At 41.8% G+C, this 19,568-nt stretch carries 22 protein-coding genes and 1 tRNA gene; 4 read left to right on the plus strand and 19 right to left on the minus strand.

The window, feature by feature from the left end:
* Window positions 1-165 precede the first annotated feature (165 nt).
* From MMU05_RS12345 to MMU05_RS12395, 11 genes are all read right to left on the minus strand, one after another.
* The gene (locus MMU05_RS12345) at window positions 166-1,128 is read right to left on the minus strand and encodes an L-threonylcarbamoyladenylate synthase (RefSeq protein WP_241141990.1); all 963 of its coding nucleotides are present in this window, start codon (window positions 1,126-1,128) and stop codon (window positions 166-168) included.
* Window positions 1,128-1,814, minus strand: a complete 687-nt coding sequence (locus tag MMU05_RS12350) for a tetratricopeptide repeat protein (protein ID WP_262917674.1) — start codon at window positions 1,812-1,814, stop codon at window positions 1,128-1,130. Before MMU05_RS12350 ends, MMU05_RS12345 begins: the two co-directional genes overlap by 1 nt.
* A gap of 54 nt (window positions 1,815-1,868) precedes the next feature.
* Entirely contained in the window at window positions 1,869-2,318 is a 450-nt protein-coding gene (locus tag MMU05_RS12355) for an acyl-CoA thioesterase (RefSeq protein WP_241141992.1), read from the minus strand.
* A 195-nt stretch (window positions 2,319-2,513) separates the two neighbouring features.
* Window positions 2,514-3,065: an NUDIX hydrolase gene (locus MMU05_RS12360; RefSeq protein WP_241141993.1), complete on the minus strand. Its 552-nt coding sequence runs from the start codon at window positions 3,063-3,065 to the stop codon at window positions 2,514-2,516.
* 1 nt (window position 3,066) lies between these two features.
* Entirely contained in the window at window positions 3,067-3,660 is a 594-nt protein-coding gene (locus MMU05_RS12365; RefSeq protein WP_241141994.1) for a hypothetical protein, read from the minus strand.
* A complete protein-coding gene (locus tag MMU05_RS12370) occupies window positions 3,660-5,570 on the minus strand; it encodes a RecQ family ATP-dependent DNA helicase (protein ID WP_241141995.1) in 1,911 nt (636 codons plus the stop codon). The genes MMU05_RS12365 and MMU05_RS12370 overlap by 1 nt, the downstream gene beginning before the upstream one ends.
* A 1-nt stretch (window position 5,571) precedes the next feature.
* Window positions 5,572-6,348, minus strand: coding sequence for an enoyl-CoA hydratase/isomerase family protein (locus tag MMU05_RS12375; RefSeq protein ID WP_241141996.1), 777 nt, complete (start codon window positions 6,346-6,348; stop codon window positions 5,572-5,574).
* Between the two features lie 73 nt (window positions 6,349-6,421).
* Window positions 6,422-8,389: a ComEC/Rec2 family competence protein gene (locus MMU05_RS12380; protein ID WP_241141997.1), complete on the minus strand. Its 1,968-nt coding sequence runs from the start codon at window positions 8,387-8,389 to the stop codon at window positions 6,422-6,424.
* Window positions 8,390-8,479: 90 nt separating this feature from the next.
* Complete coding sequence (locus tag MMU05_RS12385) at window positions 8,480-9,016, minus strand: DUF3575 domain-containing protein (RefSeq protein ID WP_241141998.1); 537 nt, start codon at window positions 9,014-9,016, stop codon at window positions 8,480-8,482.
* Window positions 9,017-9,058: 42 nt separating this feature from the next.
* Window positions 9,059-9,523 carry a GNAT family N-acetyltransferase gene (locus tag MMU05_RS12390; protein WP_241141999.1) on the minus strand — a complete coding sequence of 155 codons (465 nt, stop codon included), beginning with the start codon at window positions 9,521-9,523 and terminating at the stop codon, window positions 9,059-9,061.
* Entirely contained in the window at window positions 9,453-10,454 is a 1,002-nt protein-coding gene (locus tag MMU05_RS12395; protein WP_241142000.1) for a PhoH family protein, read from the minus strand. Before MMU05_RS12395 ends, MMU05_RS12390 begins: the two co-directional genes overlap by 71 nt.
* A gap of 103 nt (window positions 10,455-10,557) precedes the next feature.
* Between MMU05_RS12395 and MMU05_RS12400 the strand changes: the two genes are divergently transcribed.
* The 3 genes from MMU05_RS12400 to MMU05_RS12410 all read left to right on the plus strand — a co-directional run bounded on the left by MMU05_RS12400 (window position 10,558) and on the right by MMU05_RS12410 (window position 11,786).
* The gene (locus MMU05_RS12400; protein WP_113925806.1) at window positions 10,558-11,331 is read left to right on the plus strand and encodes an SAM hydrolase/SAM-dependent halogenase family protein; all 774 of its coding nucleotides are present in this window, start codon (window positions 10,558-10,560) and stop codon (window positions 11,329-11,331) included.
* A 1-nt stretch (window position 11,332) separates the two neighbouring features.
* Window positions 11,333-11,629 carry a putative quinol monooxygenase gene (locus MMU05_RS12405; RefSeq protein WP_241142053.1) on the plus strand — a complete coding sequence of 99 codons (297 nt, stop codon included), beginning with the start codon at window positions 11,333-11,335 and terminating at the stop codon, window positions 11,627-11,629.
* A gap of 73 nt (window positions 11,630-11,702) precedes the next feature.
* Window positions 11,703-11,786 (plus strand) — tRNA-Leu (locus MMU05_RS12410).
* Between the two features lie 165 nt (window positions 11,787-11,951).
* On the opposite strand, the gene MMU05_RS12415 is transcribed toward MMU05_RS12410, so the two are convergent.
* From MMU05_RS12415 to lpdA, 6 genes are all read right to left on the minus strand, one after another.
* Window positions 11,952-12,254, minus strand: a complete 303-nt coding sequence (locus MMU05_RS12415) for a type II toxin-antitoxin system RelE/ParE family toxin (RefSeq protein WP_241142001.1) — start codon at window positions 12,252-12,254, stop codon at window positions 11,952-11,954.
* A complete protein-coding gene (locus MMU05_RS12420; RefSeq protein WP_241142002.1) occupies window positions 12,242-12,385 on the minus strand; it encodes a hypothetical protein in 144 nt (47 codons plus the stop codon). Before MMU05_RS12420 ends, MMU05_RS12415 begins: the two co-directional genes overlap by 13 nt.
* 93 nt (window positions 12,386-12,478) lie before the next feature.
* Window positions 12,479-13,492, minus strand: a complete 1,014-nt coding sequence (locus tag MMU05_RS12425) for a threonine aldolase family protein (protein WP_241142003.1) — start codon at window positions 13,490-13,492, stop codon at window positions 12,479-12,481.
* Between the two features lie 314 nt (window positions 13,493-13,806).
* Window positions 13,807-14,772 (minus strand): glycerophosphodiester phosphodiesterase family protein, encoded by a 966-nt coding sequence (locus tag MMU05_RS12430; RefSeq protein WP_241142004.1) that lies wholly within the window; start codon window positions 14,770-14,772, stop codon window positions 13,807-13,809.
* Complete coding sequence (locus MMU05_RS12435; protein ID WP_241142005.1) at window positions 14,765-15,217, minus strand: DUF2721 domain-containing protein; 453 nt, start codon at window positions 15,215-15,217, stop codon at window positions 14,765-14,767. The genes MMU05_RS12430 and MMU05_RS12435 overlap by 8 nt, the downstream gene beginning before the upstream one ends.
* An 89-nt stretch (window positions 15,218-15,306) precedes the next feature.
* On the minus strand, window positions 15,307-16,707 hold the full coding sequence (lpdA, locus tag MMU05_RS12440; protein WP_241142006.1) for a dihydrolipoyl dehydrogenase: 1,401 nt from the start codon (window positions 16,705-16,707) through the stop codon (window positions 15,307-15,309).
* Window positions 16,708-17,129: 422 nt separating this feature from the next.
* Here lpdA and fabG point away from each other — a divergent pair, with 422 nt between their 5' ends.
* Window positions 17,130-17,876 carry a 3-oxoacyl-[acyl-carrier-protein] reductase gene (gene fabG / locus MMU05_RS12445; RefSeq protein WP_241142007.1) on the plus strand — a complete coding sequence of 249 codons (747 nt, stop codon included), beginning with the start codon at window positions 17,130-17,132 and terminating at the stop codon, window positions 17,874-17,876.
* Between the two features lie 84 nt (window positions 17,877-17,960).
* Here fabG and MMU05_RS12450 read toward each other — a convergent pair whose 3' ends face one another.
* Together MMU05_RS12450 and MMU05_RS12455 are read right to left on the minus strand one after the other, a co-directional pair.
* Window positions 17,961-19,133, minus strand: a complete 1,173-nt coding sequence (locus tag MMU05_RS12450) for a DUF4221 domain-containing protein (RefSeq protein ID WP_241142008.1) — start codon at window positions 19,131-19,133, stop codon at window positions 17,961-17,963.
* A gap of 114 nt (window positions 19,134-19,247) precedes the next feature.
* The gene (locus tag MMU05_RS12455; protein WP_241142009.1) at window positions 19,248-19,478 is read right to left on the minus strand and encodes a hypothetical protein; all 231 of its coding nucleotides are present in this window, start codon (window positions 19,476-19,478) and stop codon (window positions 19,248-19,250) included.
* Window positions 19,479-19,568 lie beyond the last annotated feature (90 nt).

Genomic DNA, 19,568 nt, shown 5'->3' on the forward strand with positions numbered 1-19,568 from the left:
TTTGGAAGTAAGAAGTTGGAAGTAAGAGGTAAGAAGTTGTTGGTAAATTCTTGATTTTGACTTTTCATAAAATTCTGAAAACTAGAATCCTGATACTGATAAACTGACCACGGCAAACTGTAAAACTGATCACTGACCTCTGTAAAACTGACCACTGAAACCTGCCTATTGCACAGCCGCTCTCCGCAGTCTGTCATTGATCGCCCTACCCAATCCTTCCTCAGGCAAAAGCTCTGATAAAATTACGGAAACATCCATGGTATCCAAAGCCCGCATGGCTGCAAATAGATTTTTTGCTGCTTCATTCAAATCCTTTGTTTGGCTCAATTGGATTTGTTTGGATCGATCTAGGGATGGAAATTTTTGATGGAAGGATAAAATCGCGAATGGAATTCCTTTTGCGGAATATTCCAAAACAAGATCTTCCAATTTACCAAGAATAAATGGTTTTGTTGGGGAATAATGGCTCTTGAGCATTCCCGGTGACTTTGGATTGGAGCTCGAATGCGTCATTACTTTCACTTCGCCGACCACTTCTCGGATGGCATTCAGGTCCAATCCTCCCAAACGGTAGACGGTCACTTCCCCTTCTTCCAATCCCACGATGGTACTTTCCAGTCCGACTTCACAGTCTCCTCCGTCTAGGATATAAGCTATTTTATCTCCCAATTGGTCATTGACATGGATTGCTTTGGTAGGACTGATGTAGCCAAAGGGATTGGCACTCGGCGCTGCCAAAGGAAAATCCAATTCTGACAATAGCTCGTTGGTCAGTGGATGACTCGGCACTCTTACTGCCACGGTATCCAACCCGCTTGTAACCAAATCAGGTACAATTTCCTTTTTTGGCAGAAGCAAAGTCAGTGGCCCAGGCCAAAATTTTGACGCCAATAGATTTAAAGGAAAAGGGATTTCTTTGACAAAATCATGGACCCGTTCCATCGCGGAAGTATGCAAGATCAAAGGATCAAAATCCGGTCGGTTTTTGGTTGCAAAAATCATGGCCACAGCATCAGAATCGAGGGCATTGCCTGCCAATCCATATACCGTTTCAGTGGGGATTCCGACCAATTTTCCTTGCTCGAGCAGGGTTTTTGCTTTCGATATGTCCTTACCGATTGTGGCCATTATTCCTTACAAAAATCGTCTATCCAGGTTTTTGCCTCCGCATATCCTAAACTCAAGGCAAGCTTGAGATTGGCACAACCGTCTTCTTTCTGACCGAAAGCACTCATCTGCGTCACACCCAAAAGGTAATAGGCCGCTCCGTTTTGCTTGTCAAGGTTGACGGTATTGATCAGTGAGTTGATGGCTGAGACAGGGTCATTGTTGCCCAATTGGGCTTTTGCTTTGTTGAATTGTGCCAAGGCATTGTTTGGATCGGCCTGTAGCGCCACATCAAAATCGAAGATGGCATCTTCATATTGTTCCAAAGCCAATAAGGCAAGCCCTCTGTTGTAGTAGATGTCGTTTTGTTTTGGATCGAGTCCATTGGCAGTATTGTAATCCAACAGGGCTTCTTTATAGGATTTTTTCTCCAAATAGGCATTGCCTCTGTTGAAGTAAGGTTTGTAAGAAGTGGAATCCACATCAATTGAAGCTGAAAAAGAGGCTATGGCTTCATCAAATTTACTTTGTTGGAAAAGGGCAACACCTTTGGCATTCAGTGCTGTGGTATTTGCAGGATTTTTTTCGATGGTCCTGTCAAAGAACCCAATGGCTTTGTCATATTGCTCGGTTTCCATCATTTTGATTCCCTCATCAAAGAGCTCTTGCTCGGAAGGACTACAGGACCAAAACGAGATGATGGCCATCAGCCAAAAGAGATTTTTTTTCACGGTAGTTTAATTTTGGGCAAAGATAAAGAATTATGCCTCTTTGGAAGATTCTCCCAACAATTTTGAAGCATAGTCTTTTGGCACCGAAACGGGACGCATGGTCTGCATGTCTACAAACACCATGATGGTGGAAGCTTGGGCAAAGATTTTATCCCCGCCGTCTTTTGATTTCCCCATCAATACCTGCTCCAATACAAAGGAAGTATTCCCGATTCCGGTACATTTTACGTAGACATCGGGCCTATCTTCGACATGGATAGGAGTCCGATAGTCAATGTTGATATTGGCTACTACCGTACCTACTTTTAAAATATCCCATTCGCAGACCCTGAATAAAAATTCTGCTCTGGCATGCTCAAAATAATTGAAATAGATCCCGTTGTTGACATGCATATAGCCATCGATATCCGAAAAACGGACCTGGATCGGGACTGAAAAAGAAAAAGAGGACAGTACATCCTCCGGTTGATATTTATTCATGGATAAAATATTATATGTATGTTCGCAATGATGCCAGTTGATAGGATACCTATTCAAATTCTGGTTTGCAGACTTAATTGCCCGGTACATCCGTCTTCCGACTTCGTTCCGATAGCTATCGGAATTCCGTCCCGTTTGAAGAAAAATATAGGGTTAATAGCAAAGAAGAGGATACCCATCTAAAATATTTTCTGCTTACATCAAAATTTCGGATTTGGAGGTTTTTTCCAACATCCTCAAAATTGATGGATTCGGACCGACCATATCTTCCACTGCATCAAACTGGATCCAAGCAAGGTCTTTACTTTCTTCTGAAATCTGCAAAGGCTCGTTCATTTCGGCCTCAAACAAAAAACGCACATCATAATGAAAATGCTCAGGTACATCGCCCCTTTGTGGAATCGTGTGCCTGTCGATGTCAAAAATCCTGGAATCGACAATCCTCAGAGATGTCAAGCCGCTTTCTTCCTGTGCTTCTGCCATCGCCACTTCCAAGAGATTTTCATGCCCATCAGCATGCCCTCCAAGTTGGAGCCATTTATTGAGCTTTCGGTGTAAAGTCAGAAGGGTATGCGTTCTTCTCTTATTGACAATCCAAGCAGATCCGGTAAAATGTCCCTCCAATCTTTTTCTTACAAAAGCATTGTCATCGAAAGTCAACTCGATAAAATCTTCCACAAAAGACGATTCATCTTCAAAGGGCGTTCTGTAATTTTCTAAATTTTCTCTAAGTGATTTCCGGTCCATACTAAGGGTAAGTTTGAAATAATTCATCGATAAACTGGTCAAATGGCTTTGCATCCTGATACAAATGGTCTGAATAGACCGTGACCAAAACTTTGAGGAAGCTGGGTTTATCGTTGATATTGACCTTTTCAATGCTCACATTGCCAAACATCTGGTCAATCTTTTGGGAAAAATCAGTGCTACTCAGGGGTGGCTTGAAATACTGTTTTTCAGTAGTCCTGACATTTTCCTGAATTTCCTCCATTTTTCTGTCCAGACTTACACGATGATATCCCAAATCTAACATTCGTCTGCCAAAAGCAAAGAAAAGATGGGAAAAAGTTTTTTCGTCCAAAGGGCTTTCAAAAGAAACCGCAAATCCATTGGCATATGGAGAATTGAGGATATGCACCTCAGGGGAACCCGTGATTCCTGACTTTTTGAAATGGTAATTTTTATTGATGAGCTTCAGCGTCGCCATCCCCTCCTCTGATTCCATCCAATTCGCGACCATGTCCTTTTCCCCTTCGGATTGGGAAAAATTCTCTTTCACGTTCATGGGAGCTGATTTTTTAGGAAATAATTTTCCCAAAATATCATCAATAAATGAGGCCATCAGTGTTTGATTTTATAGGTGCCGTTTGGTTCTGTCATGATCAATCCTTCCTCCTCGAGTTCTCTCAAAATCCTGACTGTAAAAGGATCGTTTTTCAGGCCGGGGATTTCATGGATTTGATGAAGGGAAAACAAGGTTCCTCCACTTAAAGTTTGAATAATCTTTTTTCTGACCCTTTCTGCTTCGGTGTCATGGTGCTTCCGGTTTTCCAGACAGACATCGCAAATTCCGCAAAAGTCATCTCCCCCTTCCCCAAAATAAGAGGAGATCTGATTTGCGCGGCAGAGGGAAACGTTCTTGATAAAGCCTACCATCGATTTGGCTTTGGAAATGGCGTTTTGCCTCCTCTCCTCAATTCTCTTGGAATTCAACGGAAGCTTTCCGGCATCAAATCTTGCTGTCAAAAAAGTGATTTGGGGTTTGTCTTTTCTGGGATGGTAAGCCAAAATCCCAACCTGATCCAGGTAATCGAGTTGTTTGATCAGGTCGGACTCTTCCATCTTGGCGTTTTTTGCCACTTTGGATTCTTGGATTTTGAGGTATTCGACAAAAAGCTCCCCGCCATAGGTCCGCATCAAGACTTTGATCAACGGGTCCAATTTGGCATTGGCGATCTGAAATTCGTATAGTTTGCTTTGGTCAACCAAAAAATGAATAGTCGAAGGTGAATAAAATCCTTCATTCAGTTCCAGAAACCCTTCTTCTTGCAGTACCTTCAAGGCATTGTATGTTGTCAGCAAATCAAGCCCATAAGTTGACGTAAAGGAAGACATGTCAAAATCATAACTGACCATAAAACCACTTCCCACAGCAATCCGATATTGATTGGCCAGACTTTGGTAAACTTTTTTTAAAAAATCAATTGGAGGATAAGCCATTGCTGCACGCTCCTCCAAGACCATCATGTCCTGCTCATTGGTGAGCAAAACACCATAAGCCTTGTGTTCGTCCCGCCCTGCACGGCCAGCTTCCTGATAGTAGTTTTCGAGGTTTTCGGGCAGGTCCATATGGATGACTGACCTGACATCCGGCTTGTCGATACCCATCCCAAAAGCATTGGTGGCAACGATGACCCGGATTTGGTTTTTCTTCCATTCATTTTGCCGCTTGTCTCTCGTCTCATTGTCTAGGCCAGCATGGTAAAAACTTGCCGAAATCCCCATTTGATTGAGCACATTGGCGATATCCTTGGTGCCTTTCCGGTTTCTGACATAGATAATGGCCGAGCCGGGGATTTTATTCAAAATCTCAATGGCTTTTTCCAGTTTGTTTTCTACTAATCTTACCGAATAGCTGAGGTTTTTGCGGGAAAAAGAACGGACAAAGACCGATGGTTTTTTGAGCTCCAACTTCTCAATGATGTCTGCCTTTACTTTCAAAGTAGCGGAAGCAGTCAGGGCAAGACATGGAACATTCGGGTGAAATTCACGGATCAGCGCAATCTCCAAATAAGGCGGTCTGAAATCATATCCCCATTGTGAGATGCAATGCGCTTCATCAACAGCGATCAGATTGACCTTCATTTTTTTGAAGCGCTCAATAAAAATCTCGGTTTTGAGCCGCTCCGGGGAAACGTAAAGGAACTTGTAATTGCCGTAAATGCAGTTGTCCAAGATGGTATCGATCTCTCTTTTTCCCATCCCTGAATAAATCGCTGCTGCCAAAACCCCCTTTTTCCGAAGGTTGTCCACCTGATCTTTCATCAATGCAATCAGCGGGCTCACCACCACACAGATTCCGTCCATCGTCAATGCAGGAACCTGAAAACATATGGATTTTCCCCCACCGGTGGGCAAAAGTGCAAGAGTATCCTTTCCTTCCAAAACAGAAAGCACGATCTCCAACTGAACAGGACGGAAGTCACTGTATCCAAAAACCGTACTGAGAATATGGAAAGCCTTTTCTCTCAATTTACCATTTGATTTGCTCTTTGTTCAAAAATGCGGTGACGCCTTTTTTGCAATCATCTGTTCCTCTTGCCTTGGCATTCATAGAAGCTGCATATTCCAAAGCCTCTTCCAAAGTCCTTTCCTGCACCCTTCCGATCATTTCTTTGGTCAGCGACATGGCTTCACCCGAGTTTTGTTCAATCAGTTTTTGTGCAAAACCATAGACCTTTTCTTCCAATTCGGCGGCTTCGACCACCCTGTTGATCAGTCCCATGGATTGGGCATAGGTAGCAGAAATCAGGTCTCCTTCCAGCAGCAGCTGCTTGGCTTTGCCTTCACCGAGTTTCCGAAGGAGAAAAACCATGACAATCGCGGGAATAAATCCGATTTTGACTTCAGTATAACCAAATTTTGCTTCGGAAACGGCAAATGAAAAATCACAGATACTTGCCAAGCCACATCCTCCAGCCAAGGCATGTCCCTGAATCTGCGCAATGATGACCTTGGGAAAAGTATAAATTTTGTGAAAAAGGTCTTTAAGGCCACGGCTGTCAATCAGGTTTTCTTCGAAAGAATTAAACTGAAGAGCATGTAGTGCCGCAAGGTCTGCACCGGAACAAAAGACTTTTCCTTCGGCTTTGATAACAATTACCTTGACAGCATCATCCCTTTCAAAATCCGTCAGTGCAGCATCAAGATAAGCGATCATTTCGCCGTTTAAAGCATTTCTTTTTTCGGGTCTGTTGAGGATAATGTAACCTATCCTGTCTTTGATCTGCGTTATTATCGGTTGGTCCATGGCGAAGGGAAATTCTTTGAGCTTGTGAAAATCGATAATTGAAAGATAGCCGACTGCTTTTGCTCTTCCAAGATTAGGGTGAGTTTAATATTATTTTGTACGAATGCGAATCAATCAAAATAGAATCCGATTTGGTAACAGATGTCCATTTGTTTTCCTCCCATCTAAAAATTGAAAAATCAATGACCTCTCCGGCAAAGTGAATGGTGTTGTTTTGAATTACAAGATTTTGATTCTGTCGGGGAATCGGGATTTCAAGCCCTTTTGCGGTTTCAAAAGCAACCATTGGAAATCTGGATTTGGCCTTTGACGCATTTCTGTTTGGCAGTACTTTGAAGCTGACATCCTGTTCTGAAGCTTGGTCATACCAAAAAAGAGTTTCACCGATATGGTAATCTAGGGCCATTCCTTTTCCGGCAGCATATAAAGTAATTTCATTTTTCTCCTTTGGAATAAAAGCAAAAACCAGCCGCGAAATCCCAACCAATCCTAACAATACCAATAAAGTATAGGCCATTTTCCTTCCGGGATAGAGCCATAATAAAATGAATAATGAAAGCATCAGCCAATACACCCAAATGAAACTTGAAGAAAAATAAATATCTGAAATCCTCGAACCAGGCAGTCCCTGAAACCAAAAAATCAGCGTATTGACCACAATAATCGTTTTTTCTGTCACCCAAGCCAAGACCAAAGAAATGTAAGGGACCTTGATCAAAACCATAAGGGGAACCCCCAAAGCCATCATCAAAAATGCCCCGGGAATGGCCACCAAGTTGGCGATTGCAAAATAGGTAGGGAAGACGTGAAAGTAGTAAGCCGATATCGGAAAAGTGGCCAGTTGTGCGGCAAAACTGACTGTTGTAATTTGCCAGATATAGTCTACAATCCTGTTTTTAGGACTCCAAAGACGCACCAATAAGGGCTGAATCACCAAAATTCCGATCAGTGCCAGGTAGGAAAGCTGAAACCCGACAGCATAGATCAGAAAAGGATCATACACTAATAAAACCACCGCTGACAAGGCGATGGCATTGAAGATGGAAGGGTTTCGGGATTTCATCTGTGCCAAAGCCATCAGCGAGAACATCGTCGCAGCCCGCATGACTGAAGGCGACATCCCGGTCAACAAGGCATATCCCCAAATCAATAAAATAATCATGCTAAGGTAAATGACCCTTTTTTTGACTTTAAGCCTGTACGGTTTTATGAATAGAAAAAAGAATCCATACACAATCCCGACATGCAATCCGGAAACTGCCAGAATATGCATCGCACCTGCAGTGACATAGGCATCTGAAATATCCCGATCCATGTCTTTCTTTTGTCCCAACAAAATCGCCTTCGCTACCTGATTTGCCTGCCTGTTATATATGAGACTGTCCATTCCCGAGAGGATTTCGGACCTGATGTTGATAAAAAAAGTCTCGATGGGGTTTTCAGTCAGCCTTCCTATTTTTTCAAATTTTTCACCGATAAAATGCTGGTGAGAGACCTGTTGGTTTTGCATGAATTTGCGGTAATCAAATTCAAATGGATTGGTTGGCCCTTGTATTTTTTGCGGACTTCCTGATACCAGAACCAAATCACCGGAAGAAAGTCCCTGAGCTGAGCGGTGGTAAATCAAAACTTCTCCCTGTTTTTCTTCCCAGACTTTCCCGTCAAATACCTTTTTGACATTGATCCTGTTTGCTGTCGAATTGGGCTTTGGTTCGTCATTGCTGATTACTGTTCCGAGATATGCCTTGATATCTTTTTCGGAATTCAAAAGGTGATTTTGGTGATTTTTGATGTCTTTTTGGTAAGTGGAAAAAAAACCGGCTGCGGCCAATTGGAGGTAAGCTAAAAGTGGAAGGATGATCTGGAATTTATACCTTCTGCGATCGTCATTGGCAAAAACCAAAAAAAGGTAAATCAAACCGGAAGCGGCTGCAACTCCAATTATAACCCAAATTCCGATTTGGCTTAAAACAGGATACAAAACTATCCCGAGGATAAAGAATAGAGCATATCGCAAAAATGGAAACTCCGAAAAACGCATGGGAAAATTGTTTCTCGGAATTTAAAAACAAAAAAAGAAAAAGGAGTCATCTCTGACTCCTTTGCCCCTAATTTAAACGTTTAATATTTTTTAGAAACGGTAACCGACGTTGAAACCTGCCTTCAGCTCAATTATTGAAAACCTGTCAGCCACGCTTTGTGATAAGCCCCGGCCGATTGCCCCAAAAGGTCCAAAAGCGAAATTATTAAAGTTCCACCTGTAACCTGCTATCAAACCAATATAAGCACTGTTCAGACTAGTTACCACATTGGCATTATTTACCACTTCGGTAAATTCTCCGATTCGGTATTTGAAATACGGGGAGATATATACCTTCCCGTCGTTGTTTCCTGCAAAATAAAAGTTGTAGGAAGCCAAAAACGAGGTGGCAGAAAAATTACTGCCATTACCCTGAGTCCTATAACCGAATCGGTCATTGAGATGGACTTCAAGTCCCAATGATTGATCAGGTTTTAAAAACTTCTCATATCCCAACTCCACAGAGCCAAGAACAATAGTGTTTAGAAAATTAAGCCTGATCTCACCTTTCGGATCTTCCAAGGATTGAGCACGGATGTTGCCCTGAAAAAAGACAAAACATGTAACTGCAAACAATAATTTTTTCATATCAAAAGTGTCGGTTTACGGTAAAATTTATTCTTTCGAATATCAAAGGTATAATTCCATTTTAAAATGTTTGATATTACACTCCTCAAACATGTCGCCAACTTTCTGAAATCCAAATTTCGCATATAGCGGCATGGCGTCCAATTGGGCATGTAAGTATAGTTTTTTGCCTTTTGAATCCGGGTGAAGTTTGATATCCCCCACTACTGCATCGACCAAGGCAAAGCCCACACCTTTTCCGCGCATAGGTTTCAATACTGCAAAGCGCTCAAGTTTCACGCCTTTGTCAGTGAATCTCCATCTTGCAGTTCCGGCAGGTTCTCCTTTTGATTTTGCTAAAAAATGAATGGAAGTATCCTCAAACTCATCATATTCCTCAGCAGGATCCACTTCTTGCTCGATGACAAAAACTTCTTCTCGGATGCCAAAAACTGTTTTAAGCTGCTCCTTCGTCACTACTTTTTCTACGGAGATTTGCTTCTCTTCTTTCGTCTCTTTGGGATTCATCTTTTTCGTATGCTTCAATGATCGATTTGACTAATTTATGCCTGATGACATCCTTTCCACTCAGGCTTACAACGCCGATTCCTTTGACATCTTTGAGGATATGCAAGGCTTCAGTGAGTCCGGATTTCTTTTTGGTGGGAAGGTCCACTTGGGTTTGGTCACCTGTAATGATAACCTTGGAATTGGGGCCCATCCGGGTAAGGAACATTTTGATCTGCTCACTTGTAGTATTCTGCGCCTCATCCAACAAGACAAAAGCATCATGCAAAGTTCTCCCTCTCATGTAGGCAAGAGGAGCGATTTCTATGACTCTTGTTTCCTGGTAATATTTGAGCTTCTCAGCAGGCACCATGTCGGCCAAAGCATCATAAATCGGTCTTAAATAGGGATCCAGTTTTTCCTGTAGGTCACCCGGAAGGAATCCCAGATTTTCGCCTGCCTCCACAGCCGGGCGGGTGATGATGATTCTTTTGACTTCTCTGTTTTTCAATGCCCTGACAGCCAGCGCCACAGCGATATAGGTCTTACCTGTACCGGCAGGACCCAATGCAAACACCAGGTCGTTTTTAAAAGCTGACTCTACAAGTTTGCGTTGGTTGGGAGATTTGGGCTTGACGACAAGCCCCTTGTTACCGTAGAGAATGACGTCATTCTTTTCATTTTCTTCGAAAGGCTGACCTTCCAAAGCAATATATTCTTTTACATTGTCTGGGGTCACATGACCAAACCTGTGAAAATGCTGCAGAAGCATATTGATCAAATCATTGATTCGGAGAATCTCGGGGGCACGTCCCTGAATACGGATTTCATTGCCTCGGGATACTATTTTGCTTTGGGGAAAAGCATCAGCAATGCGACGGATGTTCTCGTTTTCTGAGCCTAAAAAGTCCAGTAGCGGGATGTTTTCCAGAGTGATTATTTTTTCTACCAATCTAATTTCCTTGAATTGTGAAGTCTATAGAGGGTGTAAGCATAAAATTCCTAATTTTGTTGACACCTGTACAAAAGTACAAAATTTTAACAGACTTGCTTCCATGGCATTGATAACATTCACCTCAGATTTTGGAGACGCCGACTACTATGTGCCGGCTGTAAAGGCCAAAATGTTATCCATCAACCCACAATTGAATATTGTCGACATCACGCACAAAGTCGACATATACGACATTGCACATGCAGCTTTTGTCTTGAAAGCAATCTATAGAGATTTCCCAAAAGGCACTGTTCACCTGGTGGCCATGAACAGCACAAGCGCCAGCACAGAGGGTTATATAGGTATCAAGTTGGAAGAACATATTTTCTTGGGACCAAACAACGGAGTCCTCAGTCTGCTATCCGATTATGATCCGGGGATTTGTGTTCTTTTCTCCGAAGTGCATATCAAAGAAAGCACTTTCCCTGTAAAAGACATCCTTGCGCCCATCGCGGCCAAAGTGGCCTCCGGTGCTGCCATCCATGATTTTGGCGGTCCGCTGATGCAGATCAAAAAAATGATCCCTAGGCAATTCAAAGCCACCAAAAAACAGATAATAGGCCACGTCATCCGTATCGATAACTATGGCAACCTGATTACCAATATTCCCAAAGAGGTTTTTGACAAACTCAATCCCGGTAAATACAACGTGGAATTTGGCAGGGAAAGAATCAACAGACTCAACAAAACCTATGACAATGTAGACGCAGGCGATTGCTTTGCTTTCTTCAACAGCATCGAACTCCTGGAAATCGGCATCAACCATGGACATGGGGCGGATTTGTTGGGATTAAGACATGACAGTCCTGTTTTTATAAATTTTGAAGCCGAATAATATGCTGGTCCGGGTGGTAAGGATGACCTTTAGGGAGGAAGCTGTCAAAGCTTTCTTAGAAAATTTTGAAGCCAACAAGCAAAAAATCAGGAATTTTCCCGGTTGTAGCCATCTGGAACTGTGGCAGGACGAGAACAACAAAAATATTTTCATGACCTACAGCCATTGGCAAAGTGAGGGAGCTCTGAACCAATACCGTGATTCCGAGTTGTTTAAATCCGTATGGTCATTTACCAAAACCCTTTTTGCAGAAAAACCTGTTGCTTTCAGTTCCAAAAAAATCCAAGAACTGCCCTGAAAGGTGTTGCAGGAAAAAAAATCTTTACTCATATTTGCATCCCGTTCAGAAAGGGACGGAAAATGATTGAAATGCCCAGATGGCGGAATTGGTAGACGCGTTGGTCTCAAACACCAATGAGGTTACACTCGTGCCGGTTCGACTCCGGCTCTGGGTACAGAGAAGCTCGCAGAAATGCGGGCTTTTTTTGTTTTAATACTTGTGAGGAATGGGTGTGTTTTTCGTAGAGGTTATCGAAACCGTCATTTTTATTTTGAGTGGAAAACAATTCGATTTTTTTTCTACTGTGCTCAGACCATTATTGAATCAAAAAACATTCAATTTAGCCAAAAATTGAGCCTTCAGAAAGCGGCTTGGAAGAGCTATGAACCGCTATGATGTTTATGTTTTTTTCGTCGAAAAGACTGTATATAATCCTATAGTTTTTAAAGATGATTTCCCTGACATTTTCATTATTTATCTCGGGGACGATCCTTCCAATTTTTGGAAATGACATTAATAAAACCTCCTTTTCAAAAATTTGATCGGTAAGCAATTCTGAAAATTTTGGAGAAACCTTCATATAATATTCTCGGATTTCAAAAATATTTTCAATTGCTTCTTTGGACCATTTTACTTTGACCATTCTTTAATCATTTTCTTAGCCTCTTCACTTGAAAATGTCTCACCTTTGGAAACTTGGTCAATTCCGATTTCAATTTTATTGATCAGGATAAGTTTATCCATCAAATCATCAATCGAAAATTGGTCAGGCATCTCTTTTAAGGTTTGTAATACTTTCTCTTTTGTGATCATTATTTTATTTTTTGATTTAAATATACAAATTCGAGAAGATTAGAAAAAAGAAAATCACAAACCTCTGATCCTTCTCCCAAACTCTTCCAATCCCTCGTCCCCAAAATCCAGGTGGGTAACAAACCTGATTTGGTCTTTGCCAAAGCGGACGGCTTTGATGCCTACGGCATCCAACTTTTGAAGCATTTCGGCCGGAGTGATGCCCTTCAATCTTGCGATGACGATATTGGTGACAACTGGAAAAACTTCCGAAACCATAGGATGTTGCTCCAGGATCTGTCCTAATTTCTTTGCCCTATAATGGTCATCGGCCAATCTTTTGATTTGGTTATCGAGGGCATAGATTCCCGCTGCCGCCAAAAAACCCGCCTGCCTCATTCCGCCACCAAAAGATTTTCTGACTTTTCTGGCACGCTTGATATCTTCTTTTGACCCCAGAAGGACAGAACCCACCGGACAACCCAATCCTTTACTCAGGCAAACCGAAATGGTTTCGAACATCGCTCCCCAAGCTTTGGGACTTTCGCCGGTGACTACCAAAGCATTGAAAATCCTTGCTCCGTCCAGGTGGAGTTTAATCCCGTGCTTTTCGCAAAGGGTTCGGATCGGTTGGATTTCTTCTAAAGTATAAATACTGCCACCGCCTTTGTTCATGGTATTTTCGAGAGAAACCAAGGTAGTCTCGGGCGCATGGACATCGTCAGGATTGATGGCATCGGCAATGTCAGAAGGACTAATTTTTCCATATTCCCCATCCAAAAGTTTTACCGAAGCATGGGAATTGGACATGATGCCCCCACCTTCATAGAGGTAAATATGGGAAAATTTGTGGCAGATCAGTTCGGTCTGTGCCCAGGTATGGAGACGGATCGCAATCTGATTGGTCATGGTACCGGAAGGGCAAAAAAGTCCCGCCTCCATGCCAAACATATCAGCCAACTTCTGCTCCAAGGCATTGACAGTCGGGTCTTCCCCAAATACATCATCGCCAACTTGTGCTGACCACATGGCTTCCAACATGCCTTGGGTTGGTTTGGTCAGAGTATCTGAACGTAAGTCTATAATCATTTGGATGAATTGGTTTAAAAGAAATATGCTACGCGAAATTAAGGTGGAAATATGTTTGCGCCGAAATATGTATTTTATTGAAATACGCTTTGCGAAATAAGTGGAAATATGCCTACGGCGAAATAATCTTACAGCATCAAGCCTTATTTTCCATTTTATATCAACTTTATTTCAATCGTATTTCTACCATATTTCAACTTTATTTCTATCATATTTCTACTCTATTTCAATTGTATATCAACCTTATTTCTATCGTATTTCCATTGTATTTCAACCTTATTTCCACTCTAATTCAATTTATTTCAACTTTATTTCTACCGTATTTCTACTTTATTTCCAAAGAATTTACTTTTCGAGCTTTTCTCAGGAATCAAGGATTTGATCGCCTCTGCTGCCTCAATCGGGCGATCGGTGGCAAGGATATCTGCTCCGTTTTTGACAAAATCAACATAAATTTGATCTCCTCTTGCAACCGCACTTTTATCCAAGTTACCAAGTACTCCCAAAATCGTAAAAACCCCCATTTCATGCAACTTTGCGTTGAACTCGGGGCTTCTTTCGGAAGTGCCTGTAAAAGCAATCCATTGCTCCACAGGTATACCGGATTCCTCAAATCTTTTCAATTCTTCCTCATTGCGGATGGTGACAGAAAGCATCAATTCGGGATGAAGACTATGAACTTTCTTGGCAGCGTCCACACTGTATGTGATGACGGCAGCATAAGCTTCCGCCTGATATTTTTTGATGGCATCCACGACCATTTCAAACGGAACTTCACGCTTGATGTCCACCGTAAACAACACCTTTCCTTTGCCCCAAATCAATGCTTCTTCCAAAGTAGGAACTTGAAAATCTGTTTCTTTTCGATCATTATCCAACAGCTTCAGTTTCCTGATTTCCTCAAAAGCTAGGTCAATGACTTTTCCTGAACCATTGGTCGTCCTCTCCAAAGTATTGTCGTGCATCAAAACCAAAACAGAGTCTTTGGAAAGTGCCACATCAAATTCAATGATGGAAGGAGTATGTTCGATGACGTTTTGAAAGGTCTCAATGGCATTTTCAGGAAAACCGGGATAAGGTCCACCGCGGTGCGCGCTGACCAATGGAATCCGGTCTGAAGTCCAAGAGTAAAACTCTTTGGCCTCCTTTGTCGATTCTACGCCAATCCTAAATTCAATAGGTTTTGGATTTGTATTGGTATTTCCCGGTTTGGAAGTATTACAGGATAAAAGGATCAATCCCGGCAATACAATTCTGAATATGTTGTTGAATTTACTCATCACTTTTATCTTTTTTGAACCAAAAATCAAGGCTGCTTTTTCGCTTTTCAAATATGTTTTCCATGTCCTGCAATTCAAGTTCGAGGGCTTGATTGGAGATGAAAACCTCCACCAAAGATATCGCCAGGGAAATTAATAGCGTCAGCATACTTGCAATAAACACATAATCCGCTGCAGGCTGAATTTCTCGAAATATGAGGTACATACATATGACACAAAGGAAAAAACTCAATACCCCGCACAGTTGCATGTATTTGATCATGCTGAGACGACGCTTGAGGTTGTGAATCTGTTCAATGATAATTTCCTGATCGGGGTTTTCCAGAAATTTTTTATGAAGTCCCCTTATCAAACTCGCAACGGCCAAAAACCTGTTGGTAAAAGCGAGCATCATCAGGGTAATCGCCGAAAAAAGAAGGGCAGGTGTGGATATTTGGAGTTCCATGGTTGGTTCAATTTAAATAAGATTTAGGATAAAAAACAAAAACCCGGAAAGACTTCCGGGCTTCGTTTATTCTTAAAAAGCAATCTGAATTAAAGGTGGATCACTTCACCATAGGCCTGAGCTGCGGCTTCCATGATGGCTTCTGACATCGTTGGATGCGGGTGGACCGTCTTTATCAAATCCATACCCGTAGTCTCCAATTTGCGGATCGCAACGATCTCAGCGATCATTTCCGTTACATTGGCTCCGATCATATGAGCGCCAAGAAGCTCTCCGTATTTGGCATCGAAAATCAATTTCACAAAACCGTCCTTAGCGCCTGCAGCGGAAGCTTTTCCTGAGGCAGAGAAAGGGAACTTGCCGACTTTCACTTCATAGCCTGCTTCTTTTGCTTTGGCTTCAGTATATCCGACTGAGGCAATCTCAGGAATACAATAAGTACATCCGGGGATATTGTTATAATCCAGCGGTTCAGGATGGTGGTTGGCGATTTTTTCTACGCAGATGATTCCCTCAGCTGAAGCCACGTGTGCCAAAGCCGGGCCTGTAGTCACATCACCGATGGCATAGTAACCGGGCATATTGGTCTTGTAGAATTCGTCAACTTTGATTTTTCCTCTTTCCACCAAAATCCCGACATCCTCCAATCCGATATTTTCGACATTGGACACTACTCCGACAGCGGATAGGACCACGTCGCATTCGATGACTGTTTCTGTGCCTTTCTTATCCTTGACGGTCACCTTGCATCCTTTGCCTTTGGTGTCCACCGCAGTCACCTCCGTGGAGGTCATGATTTTGATGCCGTTTTTCTTATATATTTTTTCCAATGCTTTGGATACTTCCTCATCTTCATTGGGCACGATCCTGTCCAAAAACTCCACGATCGTCACCTCAGTGCCGATAGAACTGTAGACGTAAGCAAACTCAACTCCTATCGCACCGGAACCTACAACAACCATTTTACCAGGTTTCTTTTCCAAAACCATTGCCTTACGGTAACCGATGATTTTATCGTTGTCAATCTTCACTGCGGGAAGTTCTCTTGCACGGCCGCCTGTCGCGATGATGATATGGTCTGCGGCATAGACGGTTTTTTTACCTTCGCTGTCTGAGACTTCGATTTTTTTGCCGGGCTGTACTTTGCCCCAACCTAAAATCTGGTCTATTTTATTCTTCTTAAGCAAAAACTGAACTCCTTTGGACATTCCGGCTGCTACATCACGGCTTCTTTTGATCATGCTTGGGAAATCCACTTCCGCACCTTTAACCTTGATGCCATAATCTTCAGAATGGCTGATGTATTCGAAAACCTGCGCACTTTTGATCAAAGCTTTGGTAGGAATACAACCCCAGTTCAGACATATACCACCTAACTCGGCGGCTTCCACTATGGCAGTTTTCAGACCCAACTGAGAAGCGCGGATCGCCGCTACATACCCACCCGGACCGGAACCCAAAACAATCACATCATATTTTGTTGAAGACATATTCTTACTGGTTAATATTAAAATAAGCTTCGCAAAAATAGGGCTTTTAGGCTGAGAAAAAAATCAAACAAAGACATAAGATGGGAGATTTGAGACATGAGACTTTGCTAAATAAGATTCATTTACGCGACCAAAACAATTGTGCTTGCTTCAATATTTTATTCCTTTACCGCAAAGGGGGGTAAAGGTTTCGGGATGTTACCAATTATTGATTTCATGTGACGTCACCCTGAGTGAAGCGAAGGGTCTCTGATAAACGAGATTCTTCATCCTCGTACCCTAGATTCAAAATGACGCGTAGAGTGCATTCATCATTATACATTATTCACTCCTTTGCGTCTTCGCGTCTCTGCGTGAGCAATCATTGAATCAAATTTTTCTTATTTTTGGGTTTTTAACAGAAACCAACCAAAGAAAATAACATGGGATTATTAAGCGGAAAAACAGCTCTGATCACCGGGGCATCCAAAGGAATCGGTAAAGCAATAGCTGTAAGATTCGCCCAAGAAGGTGCAAATGTGGCCTTCACTTACCTGTCAAGTGTAGAAAAAGGACAGGCACTTGAGACAGAATTGACAGCCTTCGGGATCAAAGCAAAAGGGTACCGTTCGGATGCCTCTGACTTCAAAGCTGCCGAGGAACTTGTCAACGGCGTGGTGACGGAATTCGGAAGTTTGGACATCTTGGTCAACAATGCCGGTATCACACGCGACAATCTCCTGATGAGAATGACCGAGGAAGCTTGGGATGAAGTCATCGGAGTCAACCTCAAATCCTGCTTTAATACCGTCAAAGCTGCAACGCGTCCAATGATGAAAGCCAAGTCAGGTTCCATCATCAACATCACTTCCGTCGTCGGCATCAAAGGCAATGCCGGTCAGGCCAATTATGCAGCCTCCAAATCCGGGATTATCGGTTTTACCAAATCTGTAGCTTTAGAATTGGGATCAAGAAATATCAGGGCAAATGCCGTGGCACCGGGTTTTATCGAAACGGAAATGACTGCTGTATTGGATGAGAAAACTGTCCAAGGCTGGAGAGACGGTATTCCGATGAAGCGGGGCGGCCAACCGGAAGAAGTTGCCAATGCCTGCGTATTCCTGGCTTCGGATATGAGTTCGTATATCTCAGGACAAGTCATCCAAGTAGATGGTGCGATGCTTACCTGAGAGGCGAGAGACTAGAAGCGAGAGGCGAGAAACTAGAAAATTTAGAATTTATAATGTTCAAAAACCCTGAGCGGAATATCCCGGTCAGGGTTTTTTGATTTTGCTGAGATCCAATCTGTAAAACTCGTATTGGTCTTCATTGGGTTGTTCGGGTTTATTCAGATAAAAACCGTCTGAAGCTATAAAGTAATTTTCCAATTTGGAGCCGGGACCATATTCGAAAGTGTATTCGGATAATGGATTTAGGTCCTCATCATATATGCTGAGTAGGTGATGTTTTGTTCTTTCACGGGTAGTTTCACCAGCGCCGGATTCATTTATTTTTGAAATCCTGATAAATACATTTCTGTACTTATCGTAAAGAAAATCTAAATGAGAACTAGCCTCTTTTTTTAATTCAACATAACCGTACTCCCCTCTTACGATGTTTTCACTGCCAATGAAATTAAATTCAACTCCGGAGTCTAGTTTTTTTCTGTCAACTATTTTGAAATCGGACATGACAAATACGGAATCAGAATATGGAAATAAAACATAATTCTTACTGTCCATAATTTCAACGATTGGCGGATAAGACAAGTGGTCTTCAACAAAATCTGATCTATATCCAAAAGGAAAAATAAGATTCTGGACACCTGCCTTGTTTTCTTTCGACTCAAAGGTGATAATCCATTCTTCGATTTTATCAAAGGCTTTTATTTTTCCTGAAAAATTGATACTTGGTGCAACCAGTGGAACCACTGAAATTTGATACTGACTTTCAGATACTTTGGTAAAATTGTTCCTCCTTCCATGGTACATGCTACTGTAATACGTATTTGGAAATTCCAGTTTCGAATCAATACGTTCCTCTTTTATTCTATTACCTTGATAATAGTCATAAAACCAACCGTCCATATTTACTATGGTCAAGGAATCCATCCCTTCAGCTATTAACAAGCCAATGTAACCTTTGAAGCTGTTTGGCCCATCAAAAGGAAGTTTGATTTCCTTGACTTTTTCTCCGGTTAGGATTGAATAATACTGGATCGTCCTCTCCCTATCAGCCAAGGAAATGATAAAATCAATTCCTTGATGATGGATTACCTGTTTGACTTCTATATTTTTTGTCAAACTATCTTTCTTGACGAGTAGATCGCCTGTAACCAATTCTTCAAGTTTCCCAACATATATTTCATCAGAAGCCTTTTCTCCACAGGAAAACAGGGCTATGAAACCAACAAAAACTAGAATTTGGGAAAAGGGACTTTTGAACATAATCCAAAATTAACAGATTAGTCGATAAATCAAACCATTGCTCAACATGATTTAATCCCAAAAAGTAATTTTAATTTGGATTGTATCTCATTTTGATAAAAAATAAAAAAATTTCTAATCATGAAATGGCTTTCCGTGTTTGGTTGTATAAATATCCTCTTCGGGTTCAGACAAAAAATCAAAAGAAGGGTTTTTGGAAAGTGCTTTTAACCAAGATTTTTCATCAATATCCTCGTCCTCAACCAAAATCAAAACCCTCACCTCTTTATTTGAAAAATGAAGCTTTTCAGAAATCAATAAATTCCCGTTTTTGTCTGTTTTGGCTTTGATTTCTATGGCTTTCATTAGGATTCGGTTTTAACAAATATAATTAACTATACCCTAAAAATTATTTGTCTTGCCTTTTTCAAAGAAAATCAAGGGGCCTAACAAAAA

It is taken from the genome of Cognataquiflexum rubidum (assembly GCF_022538115.1).
GTDB lineage: Bacteria > Bacteroidota > Bacteroidia > Cytophagales > Cyclobacteriaceae > Cognataquiflexum > Cognataquiflexum rubidum.

Excerpts from the sequence above, each read along its gene's own strand:
- MMU05_RS12425 (WP_241142003.1), bottom strand. The coding sequence starts at position 13,492 with ATGATTATAGACTTACGTTCAGATACTCTGACCAAACCAACCCAAGGC.
- MMU05_RS12435 (WP_241142005.1), bottom strand. The coding sequence starts at position 15,217 with ATGGAACTCCAAATATCCACACCTGCCCTTCTTTTTTCGGCGATTACC.
- MMU05_RS12350 (WP_262917674.1), bottom strand. The coding sequence starts at position 1,814 with ATGGCCATCATCTCGTTTTGGTCCTGTAGTCCTTCCGAGCAAGAGCTC.
- MMU05_RS12405 (WP_241142053.1), top strand. The coding sequence starts at position 11,333 with ATGCTGGTCCGGGTGGTAAGGATGACCTTTAGGGAGGAAGCTGTCAAA.
- MMU05_RS12430 (WP_241142004.1), bottom strand. The coding sequence starts at position 14,772 with ATGAGTAAATTCAACAACATATTCAGAATTGTATTGCCGGGATTGATC.
- MMU05_RS12390 (WP_241141999.1), bottom strand. The coding sequence starts at position 9,523 with ATGAATCCCAAAGAGACGAAAGAAGAGAAGCAAATCTCCGTAGAAAAA.
- MMU05_RS12385 (WP_241141998.1), bottom strand. The coding sequence starts at position 9,016 with ATGAAAAAATTATTGTTTGCAGTTACATGTTTTGTCTTTTTTCAGGGC.
- MMU05_RS12360 (WP_241141993.1), bottom strand. The coding sequence starts at position 3,065 with ATGGACCGGAAATCACTTAGAGAAAATTTAGAAAATTACAGAACGCCC.
- MMU05_RS12375 (WP_241141996.1), bottom strand. The coding sequence starts at position 6,348 with ATGGACCAACCGATAATAACGCAGATCAAAGACAGGATAGGTTACATT.
- fabG (WP_241142007.1), top strand. The coding sequence starts at position 17,130 with ATGGGATTATTAAGCGGAAAAACAGCTCTGATCACCGGGGCATCCAAA.
- MMU05_RS12365 (WP_241141994.1), bottom strand. The coding sequence starts at position 3,660 with ATGGCCTCATTTATTGATGATATTTTGGGAAAATTATTTCCTAAAAAA.
- MMU05_RS12380 (WP_241141997.1), bottom strand. The coding sequence starts at position 8,389 with ATGCGTTTTTCGGAGTTTCCATTTTTGCGATATGCTCTATTCTTTATC.
- MMU05_RS12420 (WP_241142002.1), bottom strand. The coding sequence starts at position 12,385 with ATGCCTGACCAATTTTCGATTGATGATTTGATGGATAAACTTATCCTG.
- MMU05_RS12415 (WP_241142001.1), bottom strand. The coding sequence starts at position 12,254 with ATGGTCAAAGTAAAATGGTCCAAAGAAGCAATTGAAAATATTTTTGAA.
- lpdA (WP_241142006.1), bottom strand. The coding sequence starts at position 16,707 with ATGTCTTCAACAAAATATGATGTGATTGTTTTGGGTTCCGGTCCGGGT.
- MMU05_RS12450 (WP_241142008.1), bottom strand. The coding sequence starts at position 19,133 with ATGTTCAAAAGTCCCTTTTCCCAAATTCTAGTTTTTGTTGGTTTCATA.
- MMU05_RS12455 (WP_241142009.1), bottom strand. The coding sequence starts at position 19,478 with ATGAAAGCCATAGAAATCAAAGCCAAAACAGACAAAAACGGGAATTTA.
- MMU05_RS12355 (WP_241141992.1), bottom strand. The coding sequence starts at position 2,318 with ATGAATAAATATCAACCGGAGGATGTACTGTCCTCTTTTTCTTTTTCA.
- MMU05_RS12345 (WP_241141990.1), bottom strand. The coding sequence starts at position 1,128 with ATGGCCACAATCGGTAAGGACATATCGAAAGCAAAAACCCTGCTCGAG.
- MMU05_RS12400 (WP_113925806.1), top strand. The coding sequence starts at position 10,558 with ATGGCATTGATAACATTCACCTCAGATTTTGGAGACGCCGACTACTAT.